The sequence below is a fragment of the Alloalcanivorax marinus genome, assembly GCF_016785095.1.
GTDB classification, from domain to species: domain Bacteria; phylum Pseudomonadota; class Gammaproteobacteria; order Pseudomonadales; family Alcanivoracaceae; genus Alloalcanivorax; species Alloalcanivorax marinus_A.
In genome coordinates, this window is sequence record NZ_JAEKJB010000009.1 from 312,230 (window position 1) to 328,080 (window position 15,851).

Annotated in this window: 15 protein-coding genes; 7 read left to right on the forward strand and 8 right to left on the reverse strand. The window is 61.1% G+C overall.

Annotated features, from left to right (window positions below):
• Positions 1-131: 131 nt before the first annotated feature.
• On the reverse strand, positions 132-578 hold the full coding sequence (locus JF515_RS13145; RefSeq protein WP_238401054.1) for an Lrp/AsnC family transcriptional regulator: 447 nt from the start codon (positions 576-578) through the stop codon (positions 132-134).
• Between the two features lie 149 nt (positions 579-727).
• On the opposite strand from JF515_RS13145, the gene JF515_RS13150 reads away from it, so the two are divergent.
• Positions 728-1,909 carry an MFS transporter gene (locus JF515_RS13150; RefSeq protein WP_203104889.1) on the forward strand — a complete coding sequence of 394 codons (1,182 nt, stop codon included), beginning with the start codon at positions 728-730 and terminating at the stop codon, positions 1,907-1,909.
• Between the two features lie 7 nt (positions 1,910-1,916).
• Here JF515_RS13150 and JF515_RS13155 read toward each other — a convergent pair whose 3' ends face one another.
• On the reverse strand, positions 1,917-2,813 hold the full coding sequence (locus tag JF515_RS13155; protein ID WP_203104890.1) for an AraC family transcriptional regulator: 897 nt from the start codon (positions 2,811-2,813) through the stop codon (positions 1,917-1,919).
• A gap of 131 nt (positions 2,814-2,944) precedes the next feature.
• Here JF515_RS13155 and JF515_RS13160 point away from each other — a divergent pair, with 131 nt between their 5' ends.
• The 4 genes from JF515_RS13160 to JF515_RS13175 all read left to right on the forward strand — a co-directional run bounded on the left by JF515_RS13160 (position 2,945) and on the right by JF515_RS13175 (position 6,970).
• Entirely contained in the window at positions 2,945-3,367 is a 423-nt protein-coding gene (locus tag JF515_RS13160; protein WP_203104891.1) for a putative quinol monooxygenase, read from the forward strand.
• 200 nt (positions 3,368-3,567) lie between these two features.
• Positions 3,568-5,199 carry a sel1 repeat family protein gene (locus JF515_RS13165; RefSeq protein WP_203104892.1) on the forward strand — a complete coding sequence of 544 codons (1,632 nt, stop codon included), beginning with the start codon at positions 3,568-3,570 and terminating at the stop codon, positions 5,197-5,199.
• Between the two features lie 153 nt (positions 5,200-5,352).
• On the forward strand, positions 5,353-5,718 hold the full coding sequence (locus JF515_RS13170) for a helix-turn-helix domain-containing protein (protein ID WP_203104893.1): 366 nt from the start codon (positions 5,353-5,355) through the stop codon (positions 5,716-5,718).
• A complete protein-coding gene (locus JF515_RS13175) occupies positions 5,708-6,970 on the forward strand; it encodes a type II toxin-antitoxin system HipA family toxin (RefSeq protein ID WP_203104894.1) in 1,263 nt (420 codons plus the stop codon). The genes JF515_RS13170 and JF515_RS13175 overlap by 11 nt, the downstream gene beginning before the upstream one ends.
• An 18-nt stretch (positions 6,971-6,988) precedes the next feature.
• Here the strand turns inward: JF515_RS13175 and lldD are convergent, their stop codons facing one another.
• Complete coding sequence (gene lldD, locus JF515_RS13180) at positions 6,989-8,131, reverse strand: FMN-dependent L-lactate dehydrogenase LldD (RefSeq protein WP_203104895.1); 1,143 nt, start codon at positions 8,129-8,131, stop codon at positions 6,989-6,991.
• Between the two features lie 65 nt (positions 8,132-8,196).
• Positions 8,197-8,328, reverse strand: coding sequence for a helix-turn-helix domain-containing protein (locus JF515_RS19625; RefSeq protein WP_203105001.1), 132 nt, complete (start codon positions 8,326-8,328; stop codon positions 8,197-8,199).
• A 128-nt stretch (positions 8,329-8,456) separates the two neighbouring features.
• Between JF515_RS19625 and JF515_RS13190 the strand changes: the two genes are divergently transcribed.
• Complete coding sequence (locus tag JF515_RS13190; protein ID WP_203104896.1) at positions 8,457-9,200, forward strand: LexA family transcriptional regulator; 744 nt, start codon at positions 8,457-8,459, stop codon at positions 9,198-9,200.
• Positions 9,201-9,389: 189 nt separating this feature from the next.
• Here JF515_RS13190 and JF515_RS13195 read toward each other — a convergent pair whose 3' ends face one another.
• A complete protein-coding gene (locus JF515_RS13195; RefSeq protein WP_203104897.1) occupies positions 9,390-9,641 on the reverse strand; it encodes an alpha-hydroxy-acid oxidizing protein in 252 nt (83 codons plus the stop codon).
• A 110-nt stretch (positions 9,642-9,751) separates the two neighbouring features.
• On the opposite strand from JF515_RS13195, the gene JF515_RS13200 reads away from it, so the two are divergent.
• Positions 9,752-9,976, forward strand: coding sequence for a hypothetical protein (locus tag JF515_RS13200; protein WP_203104898.1), 225 nt, complete (start codon positions 9,752-9,754; stop codon positions 9,974-9,976).
• A 308-nt stretch (positions 9,977-10,284) separates the two neighbouring features.
• Here JF515_RS13200 and JF515_RS13205 read toward each other — a convergent pair whose 3' ends face one another.
• From JF515_RS13205 to dsr1, 3 genes are all read right to left on the reverse strand, one after another.
• Positions 10,285-10,914: a hypothetical protein gene (locus JF515_RS13205; RefSeq protein WP_203104899.1), complete on the reverse strand. Its 630-nt coding sequence runs from the start codon at positions 10,912-10,914 to the stop codon at positions 10,285-10,287.
• Positions 10,915-10,990: 76 nt separating this feature from the next.
• Positions 10,991-11,809, reverse strand: a complete 819-nt coding sequence (locus tag JF515_RS13210) for a hypothetical protein (protein ID WP_203104900.1) — start codon at positions 11,807-11,809, stop codon at positions 10,991-10,993.
• Between the two features lie 122 nt (positions 11,810-11,931).
• Positions 11,932-15,765 (reverse strand): anti-phage defense-associated sirtuin Dsr1, encoded by a 3,834-nt coding sequence (dsr1, locus tag JF515_RS13215; RefSeq protein ID WP_203104901.1) that lies wholly within the window; start codon positions 15,763-15,765, stop codon positions 11,932-11,934.
• Positions 15,766-15,851 lie beyond the last annotated feature (86 nt).

Consider the following 15,851-nt stretch of genomic DNA (forward strand, 5'->3'; position numbering starts at 1 on the left):
TTATCTTGAGCCCGCGGTGGCCTCGCCCTGCTCCGCCACCGCGTTGCGATCCCGCACCGGCGGGCGGTCGTGGAGGTGCGGTTCGATCAGGCGCAGGCGAAGAACAAAAGCGTTTTGGTTTTTGTATAAACTCAGCCCGGGCCCGGGGATGGGCCCCTCTCCAGGAAGGTGGACAGCGCGATGTAGCTGCGCACCGACCGCACCCCTTCCAGGCTCTGGATCTCCATCAGAAAGCTTTCCAGGGATTCGGTGTCATCAGCGCGTACCTTCACCAGCACACAGCCGTCGCCGGCGACGGTATGCAGCTCTTCCACTTCCGGCCGGTCGGCGAAGGTAAGCAGTTTGCGCGTGGCGCTGTAGTTACTGGTATCGACCACCAGAAACGTCAGCAAGGTCCGGCCCAGTTTGCAGCCGTCGAGCACGGCCACGGTGCCCTTGATAACGCCATCGCGCTTGAGCCGCTTTACCCGATCGTGCACGGCGGGGGCGGACAGGTTCACGATCTTGCTGAGTTCCGCGTAGCTGCGCGAGGCATCCTCGGCCAGCGCCCCTAATATTTTTCGGTCAATCGCGTCCAAATCAGCCGGATGATGGCGAACCTGCCGAACAGCATCTTTTTCTTTACCTGGGACGGGCATTTCCGGTTTATCTCCGAATTTTATCTCGAATAGACTCCTTTTAACCGAATCATCTTCGAATGAAAACCTCTTTATCTGGAGACCCTCCCATGCCCGCCGCCCTCTTCGCGCTGGCCATCGGCGCTTTCGGCATTGGCCTGACCGAATTCGTCGTCGCCGGCATCCTGCCTCAAATCGCCACGGATTTCGGCGTCGACATTCCCTCGGCCGGTTTGATGGCCACCACCTACGCCCTGGGGGTGTTCGTGGGCGCCCCAATTCTGACCGTCCTCGGCGCCAAAGTGCCCCGCAAAACCCTGCTCATCGGGCTGGCGCTGATTTTCACGCTGGGCAACGTGATCACCGCACTGGCGCCGACGCTGCCAATCGCGCTGGCGGGTCGTATTCTGACCGCGTTCAACCACGGTACCTTCTTTGGCGTCGGCTCCATCATCGCCGCCTCCCTGGTCGCCCGTGAGCGGCAGGCCAGCGCCATCGCCTTTATGTTCTCGGGCCTGACCATGGCGAACCTGGTCGGGGTGCCGGCCGGCACCTGGCTCGCCCAGGTCTACGACTGGCGGCTGGTGTTCTGGCTGATCGCCGGCATCGGCCTGGTCACCGTGGTCAGTGTCGCGCTGCTGGTGCCGCGCATCGAAGCGGGCAAGGCCATCGCGCTGAAGACCGAGCTGCGCGCGTTCGTGGACCCGCAGGTGCTGCTGTCCATGGGCATCACCGTATTCGGCCCCGCTGCCTTCTTTACCTCCATCACCTACATCGCGCCGATGATGATTCAGGAAGCGGGGTTCTCGGAAGGCGGTGTCGCACGGCTGATGATCCTGTTCGGGCTCGGCCTGGCCGTGGGCAACTGGGTCGGCGGCCGCTTCGCCGACCGGTCCCTGCTCGGGACCCTGTTCGTGACCCTGGCGGCGCAGGCGGCGGTGCTGCTGGTGTTCTGGCTTGGCGTGGAGAACGGCATCCTGGCATCGGCTTCCGTATTCCTGATGGCCGCCTTCGGCTTCGCCACGGTCTCCCCAATCCAGAAGCTGGTGATGGACCGAGCCAACCGGGCGGGCGCGCCCACCATGGCCGCCTCGGTGAACATCGGCATGTTCAACCTGGGCAACGCTCTAGGCGCCTGGCTGGGCGGCGCCACCATCGCCGCCGGCTTTGGCCTGGCCTCGCCGAACTGGGCCGGCGCCGTGCTCTCGCTGGTGGCGCTGGGCCTGGCGGTTATCGCCTGGGCCAGCGCCGGGCAGGAAGGCTCCTCGGCGGTGAAACCAGAATCGCTCTGAAGCCCGATTATCTTGAACCTGCAGTGGCCGCGCCCTGCTCCGCCACCGCGTTGCGATCCCGCACCGGCGGGCGGCCATGGAGGCGCGCGTATTCCCGGGTGAACTGGGACACGCTGGCATAGCCCACCTCGAAGGCGGCGCGGCTAGCGCTTTTGCCCTCCGAGATCAGCAGGCGGCGCGCCTCGATCAGGCGCAGCTGCTTCTGGAATTGCAGCGGTGAGAGGGAGGTCACCGCGCGAAAATGCCGGTGAAAGGCGGAGCGGCTCATGCCGGCCGCGTTGGCCAGCTGCTCGACGGTCAGGAGCCGGGCGTAGTCCCGGCGCAGCAGGGCCACGGCCCGGCCGATGCGGCGCACCCGGCTCTCTGGCAGGCCAAGATGACGAATCGCCGGCCCCTGCCGGCCCAGCAACAGCCAGTAATGGATCTCACGGACCAGGGACGGGCCCAGCACCGCCAGCGAGCGCGGCTGTTCCAGCAACCGCACCAGACGCCACACCGCGTCCCGGAGCTGAACCTCGGCGTCATCAAAGGCCGGCTCCTTCGACGCCTCGTGAGCACCCAGGGTCATATCCAGCTCGGCGATCACCGTCGGGTCCAGATCCAAGGCCACCGCCAGATACGGGCGGGCGGCGCTGGCTTCGCGGATACCGCTGACGGTGGGCACATTGGCGGTGACGATCATGGAATCGCCGGCGGCGAAGGTGACGGTGCGCGGGCCGATGGTGACCCGCTTGCTGCCTTGCAGCACCAGGCACACCAGCGGCTTGCTGATGGCGTGCTCCAGCGCGCCGGGGCGCTCGGCCGACACCAGAAACAGCCCGGGCACCGGCGTGGTGGCGATCCCCGCCGTATTGGCCTGCAATCGGGTGTAGCGGCGCACCGCCTGGCACAGAGCATCGGACATGGCCCATTGTTATCCAGCCGCCAAGTCCGGTACAGCCTGATCGGCACAATCAGGCAAACCATAGCGCGCTTCAGGCACCGCCGGGCGGCGTGCCACCGCTACCGTGGAAGCCTCAGCAAAGGAGGTGAACCATGACCGACAAGACCCCACGCCAACCCGGCCCCACGCCGGAACCCGCCGTCACCGACCTCGCCCGCCCGCACCGGGGCGTGGAAGTCTCCGGTGAGGACGGCCAGGAAGGCCGCAAAGCCTTCTACATTCATATCGAGGCCCTGCCCGGCAAGGAGCAGGAGGTGCTGCGCATGCTGGAAGACATCCTCGGCTGCGTCCGCGAAGAGCCGGCCACCGGCCCCTGGTACGCGGTGCGGTACTCGCAACGGGTGTTCGGCATCTTCGAAGTGTTTCCCGACCGGGCCGGTCGCCAGGCCCATGTAGAGGGCGGCGGCGGCGACATCTTCCGCGACCTGCAACGAATGAACGCCATCCTGGCCCGCCCGGCCCACGTGCACCGCCTGGATGTATTAATGAGCAAGGAAATATTCGCCCGGCGCTGACCGCCTCGGCGGGGTCCGTCGGCCCCGCCCGCCCAGCGCGAACGTCGAGGCGCCGTCCCCGACGCGGCATCCTGAGACGCACATCTCATTCAACGTGCATCCGCGCATCACCACGGGTTGCGTTCTTGCTCCCATCCCACAAAATTCAAACCCTTGAACGACCACCCGAGCGATTAACCCGACCCGCCGCGAGTTTTTTCATGTCCGAGCACCCGATCCTGACCATCACCGACATGTACATCCCCGGCTCCTACGCCGCCATCACCGCCGCCACCGAGGACCACCAGTGGAGCGCGCTCACGGAACGCCTGGAGCGCACCGCCAGGGACTACCGCAACACGCCGTCCCTGCATACCGTGGCGCAGCTGGAAGGCAGCCTGTACGCCATGACCCGCGCCGATCGCGAGGCGATCGAGGCCTGGGTCGAGGCCGAGCCCCACAACCCCTGGAGCTGGCTGGTCCGTGGCCTGGCGGATACCTATGCCGGCCTCGCCGCCCGGGGCGAGGAAACCGCCGACATGCTCACCGAGGCCGAATGGGAGCAGGTGGGCATGTACATGACCCGGGCCCGGGCACCGCTGGGCCGCGCCCTGGAGCTCGGTGTTCAACCGGGGCCGGCGCTGGCCGCCATCGGCCAGGCCGCCACGGTGATGGGGCTCACCGAGGAAGACCACCAGGCGCTGATGGCGGAAGTGACGGAAGCGGACCCGAACTGGCTGCCCGCCTGGGCCAACGCCCTGGCCCGCAGCGAAGCCCGCTGGGGCGGCAGTCTCGCGCACATGGGCGAAGTGCTGAAGCTGGCCGAGCAGGCCATCACCGCCCCGGAACTGCACCAGGCACTGACCGCCGAATACTGGTGGTGGCGCGCCAACCGGGCCGCCGCCATCGACGGCGACCTGGTCACCGCCCGCGGCCACGCCCGCGCCGGCCTGGAACACTGCCCGCCGGGGCGCATGCGCGCCAACCTGCTGGTACAGGAAGCACAGATCCTCTCCGCCATCGGCGTCTCCGCCCAGGAGGTCGCGGAAGCCTGGCAGGCCGCCGTCGACGCCTCCCCCAACGAACCGGACCACCAGTTCGACCTGGGCCTGGCCTGGGTGGTGGCCGGCGACATCGAAAAAGCCACCGCCGTATTCGCCAAGCTGGCGGAAAACCCCAGCCCCAAAGGCACCGATGCCGCCAACTTTCTGGGGCGGCGCCTGGCGCGCGGCGATCGCGGCTTCCCACGAGACCGCGCGGCAGCGGAGCGCTGGTTCCACCTGGCCGCCGAGCGGGGCCCCACCGGCAAGCTCAACCTGGCCGAACTGCGCCTGACCGACGACCCGCAATCCGAAGAAGCCCTGGCCCTGTGCCGCGCCGCCATCGAGGAAGGCAACGGCTACGGCGCCCTGCCCCTGGCCCGCGCCCACCTGGCCCGGGGCGAACAGGCCGAAGCCCGGGCGGTGCTGATCGACGTGCCCGCCGACTTCGCCGCCTGCAAATACGCCCTGGCCCGGGGCCTGGACGAAGGCTGGTTCGGCGCCGCCGACCCGCTCGCCGCCCTCAAGGTCAGCAGCAGCGTGCTGCCCCAGGTGTTCGACCCCTATCTCTCCGTGCTGCACATGACCCTGCTCAGCGCCCAGGGCCACTGGGACGCCGCCCGGGAACACGGCGGCTGGCTGCTCCAGGAAACCGCCGAAGGCCGGCTCGAACTGCCCGACCCGCTGCTCAACGAAGTCCAGCGGCTGATGGCCGAGATTCCCAAACCCGGCCTCGGCGGCCTGCTGAAACGCACCTTCAGCAACACCCGCCTGCGGATGGAAGTGGAATCGCCGGAGCTGTGGGCCACCTGAGCCGGGGCAGCCCTTGTCTTATTGATCACTAAAAAGTACAAAATGACGCCTTATGTACATTAATAAGTACACAAGGCATAAAGGCGACCTTGACGAATCACAAGGAACGCCATAACGTACATTTAACGCCAATTTGTACGTTTTAGTGATCAAATGCCCCGGACAGTCGATTCTCCCGTTTATCAAAAGGCCCAGATTCTCGATGCCCTGCGCGACACCGGCGCCCTGATCGCCGAGGCCCGCAAGGCGCGCGGCTGGTCCCAGACCGACCTGGGCGCGCGCCTGGGCAAGGTGGACCGGCGGCACGTGAGCGCCCTGGAAAAAGGCGACCCGAAGGTCGACGTCGGCCTGGTGGTGGCGGCCCTGTGGCTGCTTGACCTGCCCCTGCTGGCGACCCTGCCCCAACCGGGCCAGCCCACCCCAAAAGGGTATTACCGGGTCGCCGAGAACCGCGCCGGCGCGCGCCGCCCCACCAGCCGGCGCCGGTTCCGGCCCCAGGACGTCGACAATGATTTCTGATCGCGCCTACCTCTGGCTCTTTCCACCGGGGCAGGCGGAACCGGTGGTGTGCGGCGTGGTCGCCTGGGACGGCGCCGAATACGTGTTCCGCTACGGCAAAAGCTACCTGGCCCGGCCGGATGCCATCCCGCTCTCGATCCCCGGCCGCCCCCTGGGCGAGCTCACCGGTGAGCCCTACGTCCTCGACCACGAGCTCAGCGGCGCCGTGCGCGACGCGGCGCCGGACGCCTGGGGCCGGCGCATCATCCAGCGGGAAATCGCGAAAACCCTCGATCCCACCGGCGAGGCCCCTTACCGCCTCGAAGGCGAGCTCGGAGAGATTGATTACCTGCTCGGCGCCGGCGCCGACCGCATTGGCGCCCTGGACGCCACCGACCGACCGGACGCCTACGCGCCCCGCGCCAAGCCGATCCGCCCACTGGCGGACGCCCTGGAAGCGGCGGAACGGATGGAACGCGGCCAGGAACTGGATGACGACCTGGACGCCGCCCTGAACCACGGCACCAGCATCGGCGGCGCCCGCCCCAAGGTGCTGTTCCGGCGCGGCAAGTCCTGGCTGGTCGCCAAATTCAGCTCCAGCCGGGACACCCTCAACATGATCGCCGCGGAAAGCGGCGCCATGCGGCTCGCCGCCAAAGCCGGCCTGAACGTGGCGGACACCCGCGTCCTGGAAGTCTCCGGCAAGGACGTACTGCTGGTCCGCCGCTTCGACCGCGACACCAACGCAACCGGCCACCCGACCCGCCGCCACATGCTCAGCGCCATGACCCTGCTGGACCTGGACGAATACGCCGTCCGCAACGGCGAAGCCAGCTACCTGGAACTGGCCGACGTGCTGCGCCAATACGCCCGGGACTTCGAACGGGACGGCCCGGAGCTGTTCCGGCGCATGGTCTTCAACATCCTGATCGGCAACACCGACGACCACGCCCGCAACCACGCCTGCTTCTGGGACGGCACCGCCCTCGACCTCACCCCCGGCTACGACATCTGCCCCCAGCCCCGGCTGGGCTACTCCGCGGACCTGGCCATGACCGTCGGCCACCAGGGCCGCGCGGCCACGCTCCACAACGCCCTCAGCCAGGCGGAGCGGTTTGGTCTGAGCGAACGGGAAGCCGCCGAATGCGTCGACGCCATGAAGCAGGTGGTGGAGAAACACTGGAAGGCGCTGTTTTCAGCGGCGGGAATGGAAGCCGGGGATATCGAGTATCTGGCGAAGGCGACGGTTTTGTCGCCGTCGATTTTGGATTAGGGGCCACGGCACCAGAATTCAATCGCCGGCTTGCACCAGACTCTCCCTCGAAATCTCCCCAACCGCCCGCGCCCCGGTGAGCGTCATCGCCACCTTCATCTCGCTGGCGATCAGGTCCAGCACATGGGCCACGCCCTGCTCGCCGGCGGCGGCCAGGGCGTAGACGAAGGCGCGGCCCAGCAGCACGCCGTCCGCGCCCTGGGCGAGCAGGCGCACCACGTCCAGGCCGGAGCGGACGCCGGAATCCGCCAGGATCGTCAGGTCGCCCTGCACGGCGTCGGAGATGGCCGGCAGGGCCCGGGCCGAGGACAGCACGCCATCAAGCTGGCGCCCGCCGTGGTTGGAGACCACGATGCCGTCCGCGCCGAACCGCACCGCCTCGCGGGCGTCCTCCGGGTCGAGAATGCCCTTGAGCACCATCGAGCCTTTCCAATACTCCCGAATCCATTCCAGATCCCGCCAGCCGATGGACGGATCGAAGTTCTCGCCCAGCCAGCCGATGTAATCCTCCAGGTGGATGCGGTGGCCCAGATAGGCCGACACATTGCCCAGATCGTGCGGCCGCCCGTGCAGCCCCACGTCCCACGCCCAGCGCGGGTGCATCACCGCCTGCAGCACCCGCCGCCAAGCCGCGAAGGGCCCGGACATCCCCGAATGCCGATCGCGATAGCGCGCCCCCGGCACCGGCATATCCACCGTGAATACCAGGGTCCGCACCCCCGCCGCCCAGGCCCGCTCCAGTGCGTTCTTCATGAACCCGCGATCGCGCAGCACATACAGCTGAAACCACATCGGCCGCGTCATCGCCGGCTGCACCTCCTCGATGGGACACACCGACACCGATGACAACGTAAACGGCACGCCCCGCGACGCCGCCGCCCGCGCTGCCTGCACCTCGCCCCGCCGCGCGTACATCCCGGTGAGCCCCACCGGCGCCAGCGCCACCGGCAGGCTTACATCCTCGCCGAACAACCGCGCCGACAGATCCACCTCCCCCACCTCCTTCAACACCCGCTGCCGCAACGCCAAATCGCGCAGATCCGCCACATTGCGCGCCAGGGTGTGCTCGTCGTACGCGCCCCCGTCGATGTAGTGGAACAGGAACGGCGGCAGGCGGCGCTTGGCGGCGAGGCGGTAATCGTGGGTGGAGGAGATGATCATGGTTGTCTCCTGGTGGGGTTGTGAACCGGGCAGCTCGGGGAGGAAGTCTTTGAAACCGGTACGAACTAAAGGCCGGCCTCATTGAACAATTGGGCGGCGGAGACGTTCAACGCCCTGGCGATACGCAGGATGTTCGCCAAGGAGACATTGCGCTCGCCACGTTCCACCGCACCGATGTAGGTACGATGAATCCCGATCTAGGTGAGGAAGGCTTCCTCCGCCCACAAGGCGCATCTGAGCATTGACGCCTGATCATATAGATCATATTCTTCCTGTTACCCTCATCACATTATGATTTTCATGATCTTCACACTAGGGGACAACCATGGTTCACATAATTGACGGTCTGAACGCCGAGTTCGCAACACGCGTCCGTGACGCAAGGAAGGAGAAGAAGCTAACTCAGCAAGAGCTAGCAGAGTCAATTGGAGTCGACAAGCGAACAATCTCCATGTACGAGAACGGGAGGATGTTCCCGCAAGGCAACACCCTCCAGCGCCTTGCGACCGAGCTTCGGCTTGACCCTTTGTGGTTAGCGACGGGTCAAACAGAAGAAACGCAAAACCATCTTGCTAGTCAATATCAAAAAGCAAAGGATATTGGTTTACCCGAAAAGGTCAGTCAAATCTTCATCGAAGACTGGCGGAGCCTCCAAGCAGGCACCAATTTTCATCTACCAAGATATTCTCCTAGCTCGAGCACAGGGGGTCAAAATTTCAACATCCGAGATTTCGTACCCGTAGTAAAAACCGATTTCGATCAATATCGGGCAACACGATACCCTGCTACGCATCCCCAAAATTCAACTTATCCAGCTGAATCAATATTAATTTTTGACGCTGGCATCACAACCTTTGAAAAAGTAGAGAACGGCGATGACATTATATTTCGCTTCCACGGCAAAGAGAATGAAGCCGGCCTACGGCGCTTCGTTCGCGAACCCGGGGTGCCGCAGGGGGCACTGTTTTCAATCCACCCGCTCATGCCGCTAGACCCAATCCCTGCTGACAAAAGGAAGATTGAAATTCTTGGAGTGGTGGTAACCCAAGTAATCACACGGCGGTCATAAGCGGCCCTTGAATGCCAAGGGGCGACAGCAGTGTTGCATGCGCCCTGTCAATACTCGCGGACCCACCCCAGACCCCATCAGCCGGTGGACGGATCAAAGTTCTCGCGCAGACAGCCGACGTAATCCTTCAGGTGGGTCCGGTGGCCCAGACAGACCGCGTTATCGCCGGCTGCACCTCCCCCGCCGCGCTTACATCCCGGTGAGCCCCACCGGCTCCAGCGCCACCGGCAGGCCCAGCGGCTCGCCGAACAGCCGCGCTGACAGATTCACCTCCCCACTTCCTTCAACACACGCTGCCGCAACGCCAGATCGCGCAGATCCGCAACATTGCGCGCAATGTGTGTGCTCGTCGTACGCGCCCCCGTCAATGTAGTGGAACAGGAACGGCGGCAGGCGGCGTTGGGCGGCGAGGCGGTAATCATGGGTGGAGGAGATGATCATGGTTGTCTCAACAAAGCGGGAAAGTGCTACTTATCGTCTGTAGACCGTAATTCCTGGTCTGCGCTCTACTGGATGGGTCGATTTAAGGGGAGTAATAGAAGGAGGCGGAGATGACCAAGCCGTACGATGTGGAGCGGCGCGAGACTTGCGATATCGCTTGCCTTGCCGTTGAGCAGTTTAACTATTTGGAGGCGCTTTTCTCGGCACTGGCCGAACGGCTGGATGCTTCCGCCCCGGAAGACAGAACGATTAGGGATGCCAAAAGACTCGCTTTATTGGGCCGCAGTCACGCGGAACAGTGGGCCTGTGCCTTTCTGGATGAGACCAATGGCTAACCAAGCAGACAGAGAAAGCATCATAAAAAAGCGCAAGCCGAACATTGAGATCGGGCATTATCGCGGGAGCCGCTATTGGGGCGTTTGGGTTGATTCGGAACTGCTTGCGGCGGTGTGTTATCGGTAGGGAGCAGAAGAAATCAAATCAGCTCTGCTAAATCGCTAGCAGTTACAACGAGACCGAGCGAACTGGCGCAAGGCGACCTTCAGGTGATAACCATCACTACATACCTTGTCATAACGGGTGTCTCACGCCGCCGACTTTTAGCAGCCAAGCGGCGTAAAAATAGTCATTGCGCAGACGACTGCTAAGCTCTCGGCCAATCAGATGCCTCGAGCCGGTTTTTTGGTATTTCGTATGCCTTATAATAATACTCACACACCGCCTGCTCCCCGCCCTTCGACCGATAAAGTTCTAAATGATTAAATAGGCCTTCTGCTGCCAGTTTCGCCTTCAACCAGATATCGCGGTCTTGAAACAGCGCTCCATCAGCTTGCATGCGAAAGACCAAACCATCTCGCAATTCTTCTAAGTGTTGTTCCCAGTCTACGCTATCGCTCTCCAGCAGCGTCCGAAGAGGCAACTCCTTGATATCTGATGCAGCATCAAAACCATTACCCCAAATCCAAGGGCTATCACACGTAACAGTCAAACCTGCACAGTAGTTAAGATCTCTCTCGAATTGGTAGATGGTATTTATTAAACCTTCCAACTCCCGTTGCAGGCGGGACTGTCGTAGTGTCTCCAGAAGTCCGATGAATGCCAGGAACGCATAAAAGGGGCCTAAAAGGCCACCGATATACCCGCCAAAACTTGCCCAATCCTGAGGCGAGTCAGATAACGGACCATGAAAGTTATAGAAATAGGTTCCCACAACTAAGATTGTGGCAACTCCTGCCATCCAAAGTGAAACTTTTAACGTGCTCTCAAGATTCATAGTTCTATACGCTTAGAGCCGCGCACTGCGGAAAATTTGGAGCGCAGCGGAAAATTTGTCCGACAGCAGGGCGTTGTTAGCGGCGCTGGCGCAACTCGATGTATTCCTCATCGGAAATCTCTCGATCTTCATATTCAAAGCGATCATTTATAACTATTTCAGGAATCATGCTTTCGACTCTATGCTTGGGGCCAACGAGCGCCGCATTTGGTATGAAAATATGTTTAATTAAAGGGCGATCTTCCCATTCCTTTTTTATGTACATCTCGCCTGGAACACAGAAGTACCATGGCTGTGTTCCAAAAGCAGAAAATTGAGCACTTACAATATCTTGAACTGAGTGAATAGCCAGCAATGCCAATTCTCGATCATTGCGATCAGTTTCAGGGTTAAAATGAATAGCGTGATTACGCTTGCCATTGAGATCCCTGAATTTTTCGGCAGCTTCTGGCAACAATTCACCCCAAGATTCCAGCGCATCTATCGCTACGGGCCAATAATCAAATGATTGTTTGCGATATAGATTCTTATATTCTGGCGATGCTTTGTGATAGTTTCGAAGCAGCAATACCATATGGTTAAGAATCCTTTCCCCTAGAGCACAGGCCCCTGTTAGAGCCGGATAATAACCACCCGCCACAAATGAATTCCTGATCTGATCTAAAAACTTATTATGGAAAGCTGCCACGGAGAACGGTTTAAATTTCAAATCCTTAAAGTTCTTAACTTTCAGCTCGATATTCCAATTCCCAAACTGTTCTGCAAGCTCCTTGATAGTCTTTTCTCTGTTTTGCATATGCAGTTCTTTTACTTTCTCATCCCACTGATCTTGCACAGGCTCCAAGCTGTGAGCCCTTGAATCAAAATCAAATGAGAAAATTCTATATCGTTTCATATGAACACTACCGAACCGCTAACGTGGAAAATCACCGGCGGCAAAAAGCAGAGCGAAGTGGCGCTTTTTGCCGTCAGCGTGCATTTGCCTTGTTAGACCCCACTGATCGCGTGGCGCAACTTTCACACGCCGCGCCTTCGAAAGTATTCACTTAGTCTCTGGTATCGAGCATCTTGCCCAAACTGTGGATCAGCCTGCACGATGTCGTCCAAGCATCCCCCCAACTCCCGGGGCGCCAACTGTTGGTCGCCAATCACTGAATTCAACAGCAACAGTGCCTCCGTTGGGAATCGTTTACACAGACCAGATTCGGCAAGTAGATGAACGACATAGTGAAGGTGTTCAATGGGTTGCAGCCAGTCCTGCACCGCAGCCAAGGCCGCCGGAAACTCGCCTCGGGCAGCAATTGCCAACCGGGTCAAGGACTCGGCTATTCGCGGGGTGGCCAAGTCGCGGGACTTTGGCCAGATCTGTTGCCAGAACGGCTGGACACGGTTTTTCCAGTAGTCCTCACGCTGATCGGCTGCACCTTCAAGCGCCTGAGAGAGCGCCTGCGCGGATTCCTCTAGGCCTTCTTGTGGAAGCTCACCAATCGCGGATCGGAACTCATCTGCGGCGTATTCCTCAGTCGGCCCCAATGCTACATAGGTTAGGAACGCCGAGAATTGCTGCCGATGCTCGCCAAGATCGGCGTAGCGGCTTGCGCTCTCCAGGAACTCTGGCTTGAAAGCAATCAGCAAGGGCTGATACAAACGAGGAGACCATAGGAAGCCTTCCCACACTGCTTTTGCTTCGGCCGGATTACTCCAACTGAAAAGCGGCAACAGGTATTGCTCGGTCCACGGACGGTCTACGCGGAAAAATGCAATTAGCCGCGAACCCAGCAGTACCCTGCCGTGGCGAAATCGGTCCTCTTGAACGTCGCACAGTGTGGTGAAAATGGGTTTGAGGTCGACTGGAAGCAGATCGTTGTCATTCGGGTTCTTCTTGAACCAAAGATTGATCAAGGCCTGAGTGACATGCCCAATGGGGTGGTTGATTGCAGAACCGACGGGGTCGTAGGTTTCGACACCATTACGGATGATGCGGGAACCTGAGTCAGCTTCCAGCGGCAGCGAAAGCACGCGACGGCACAACTCCAGCAGAATGTCCTCGTGGCGGTTGATCGATTTGGATGCAGCTTCCATCCACCACGTTACACCGTGAGCAATCTCCTGAAGTACGACATCGGGCATGGTCTGAACCAGCGGTGCTGCATATCGCCATGAGCGCAACACCGTTCCTTCTTCGGCCCAGGCCTGCAAAGCCTCGCGCCATCGGCCAGCGGGCCACACGCCATCCTGTGCCAGATCACACAACGCGGACAGACTGTGAAAGAAACGCGTGCGGCAAACGTCACGCCACGTATCTTCGTAGAAAGGTCGCCGTTCGGGCGTCGGCTTTGTGAGCCATTGCACCAGTTCCTGCCGCTTGCGGGGAGCAATGTCGACGTCTCGGCTGTCCTCGTAATCCGGGTCGCCAGTGCCACTCATCCAGTGCGAGAACTCGTCACGCTCGTTGGTTGCCAACAGCCATTGCGGGTAGACATTGGAAATTTCGGCCAAGCGTGCCGCTGCATTTGCTCCCAGAGCGAGGCCCGATGTGTTCAGCTTGGCCAGATGCAGCCAGATAGAGCGGGCCACCAAGTCTTGCCATCGATCCGGCTCCAGATCATCCCTATACATATCGCGTGGTGGACCCGCCAAGATGGCTGCCTCCAAACGCTCTTGAGCGCCCTCTGCCAACTGCCGCGCCTGTAGAACGAACAGTCTGAACACCTCCCGCCCCGTATCTGTGGACCACAGCCACCACGCCCCATCGGTTAACAGCCAATCGACCCACTGCTCGGGCGGGATGCAACCATCCTGACTGGCGGCAAACAGGGCCAGGCGTTTGAAGGTGGGGTACGGCAATTCGAACCAGCTCTGTGCGATTCGTGTCGCGCGCACGCTGTCGTTCGCGCGAACCGCCAACCAAGCATCGCGCAGCAATTCGATCAGGCTCACCCAGTCTCGGAAGCCCCGGTTCTGCCAATGTGGCGTAATGGAGGGGAGATCCCAGTGCGACCGGTCGCTGTGGTCGTCGGCCTCACCCAACTCGCGTAACAGATCCAGTGCATCACGCAATAGCTGCTGAAAATCCTCCAGCAGGAGCGGTAGGGCCGATGTCCAGTGCTCGTCGGCTAAGTCGCGCAAAGCAGAATGCACGTGATCAGCGGCCAGCACGAGTTCCCAATCCACCAATTGTTTGATCCGCGCAGGCTCGTCGGTGCTATTCGAGTCGTCGTCACCCCAGCGAAACGGCTTCTTCAAGACCACCTTGGGTGCAAGCAACTCCCGCAACTCCAGACGCAGCGTGGTGGTCAGCCCATCCCGCTTCAGCCGACCATTCCAGCGATACAGATCGGGGTCGTGCCATGGGGATTTCACCCGGCCACTAAGCAGTAGGCGCCACAAGGTGTGCATCAGGGGGCCAGGGATGGCCTTGGATGCATGCAAGCGGATCTCATTCAGCTCGGAGGTCTTGCCATCACGCTCTAATGAAGCAAAACGATCCAGCTCATGTTCGATTAACCAGGACCAACGTTCATGCAACCACCCACCACGGTCCGCAATCCAGATGACCAGTCTCGGGTCATCCAGGTGACGCACCAGCCATCGGGCCAGATGGAACATCACGTCATCCAATTGGCTACCAGTGATTCCACCGGAGGCCAGTAGCATGGATGGGGCGCGGTCATAGGAGGCCGGACGACGAATCAGGCTGAAGCGCAGCTTAGCGTCCCCTTCATCGCGAGGCGGCACGCCAAAGCGGACCAGATCGCCGTGCCCGAAACGCTCATCTGAGAAGGGTTCCAACAGCCAGTCAAGTGAAGGGGTGGGATTGAATTCGGCGAAACGTTTAGCCGGCAAGCCCGATTTATCCGATAAGGCCCACAGCATCCGCCCGACAAAATCGTCCTGCCGCGTGCTGTCCTGTGGCCGGGCCAAGGCGTGCTTGACGATGATAGCCTCTTTTCCTTGCACACCGTCGCGGTAGGTGTCTGCCCATACGTGCAAAGTCTGGTGCAGCGCTGAGTGGTCGTAACTGTCAGCGGGTACGTTATAAAGGATGGGCGTGACGCCCTTGGCTTCCCACTCGATGGTCTTGCGTTGCTCCTGCCCCGATTCGCAATCGCCCAGCGCCCAGGCCTGCGGTGTAACTTCGCCAAGCATCCGGTCGGCTGCCAGCGCATCCATCATGTAGCGAAGTACCGGATCGTTGATGCTGTAACCCACGAAACAGACCACGTAATTGCGGAACAACTCACTTACAAAGCGTGCCGCCCAGCGCTCTGTGAGGTAGGCCAAGCCAAAATCACCGCTGGTGACAACTAGACGGTTCAGGGCTGTGTCTTCCATCTTTTCGGATAACAGGCCGTGCAGATAAACCAGCCCGTTCCAACGGCTGTTTTTGGGGATTGGTAGCATCGGAGCGGCGTACTCTTGGAACGCTTGCCCCGTGCGCTTGGCCGCCACATGAAAGATACGATCAAAGTTAGTGGTAACCAGACGTATCGCACCCTCTCGGCTGCGCGCCAGATGCAACAATGCCGCTTGTGTATCGGTAGCCCTCTTGCGGCGGAGTTTCGGCTTCAAGGCATTTGCCAGAGCGCGACGGACAGCCAGACGCTGGCCCGGCAGGCGCCGTTCGAGCAGATCAAGTGTGGCATCGAACTGCCCTCGCTCGAAGGCCTCTCGTTCAATATCCGAAAGTGCCGTCCCGCTCAGCCGGTAGATTTTCTCTACAAGTCCTTTGAAACTCGGTAAGCCGGCCGGATAGGAAATTCCTGCACCGCAGAAGAACACCACGCGGCCTTCCTCGTGGGCCTGCAAGAGCGCATCCGGAATGTCAGGGCCGTCCGTGATGAATTGCATTCCTATATTTCCTACCCAATGCGTATGTTCATTCGAGAAAATGGGGCTCAATGGATCTAACGCCCACGTTCAGGTGCATTTGAGGC

Coding starts and splice junctions, on each gene's coding strand:
- dsr1 (WP_203104901.1), bottom strand. CDS start 15,765: ATGCAATTCATCACGGACGGCCCTGACATTCCGGATGCGCTCTTGCAG.
- JF515_RS13160 (WP_203104891.1), top strand. CDS start 2,945: ATGACCGACAAGACCCCACGCCAACCCGGCCCCACGCCGGAACCCGCC.
- JF515_RS13195 (WP_203104897.1), bottom strand. CDS start 9,641: ATGATCATCTCCTCCACCCATGATTACCGCCTCGCCGCCCAACGCCGC.
- JF515_RS13205 (WP_203104899.1), bottom strand. CDS start 10,914: ATGAATCTTGAGAGCACGTTAAAAGTTTCACTTTGGATGGCAGGAGTT.
- JF515_RS13200 (WP_203104898.1), top strand. CDS start 9,752: ATGACCAAGCCGTACGATGTGGAGCGGCGCGAGACTTGCGATATCGCT.
- JF515_RS13190 (WP_203104896.1), top strand. CDS start 8,457: ATGGTTCACATAATTGACGGTCTGAACGCCGAGTTCGCAACACGCGTC.
- JF515_RS13210 (WP_203104900.1), bottom strand. CDS start 11,809: ATGAAACGATATAGAATTTTCTCATTTGATTTTGATTCAAGGGCTCAC.
- JF515_RS13165 (WP_203104892.1), top strand. CDS start 3,568: ATGTCCGAGCACCCGATCCTGACCATCACCGACATGTACATCCCCGGC.
- lldD (WP_203104895.1), bottom strand. CDS start 8,131: ATGATCATCTCCTCCACCCACGATTACCGCCTCGCCGCCAAGCGCCGC.
- JF515_RS13155 (WP_203104890.1), bottom strand. CDS start 2,813: ATGTCCGATGCTCTGTGCCAGGCGGTGCGCCGCTACACCCGATTGCAG.
- JF515_RS13170 (WP_203104893.1), top strand. CDS start 5,353: ATGCCCCGGACAGTCGATTCTCCCGTTTATCAAAAGGCCCAGATTCTC.
- JF515_RS13175 (WP_203104894.1), top strand. CDS start 5,708: ATGATTTCTGATCGCGCCTACCTCTGGCTCTTTCCACCGGGGCAGGCG.
- JF515_RS13150 (WP_203104889.1), top strand. CDS start 728: ATGCCCGCCGCCCTCTTCGCGCTGGCCATCGGCGCTTTCGGCATTGGC.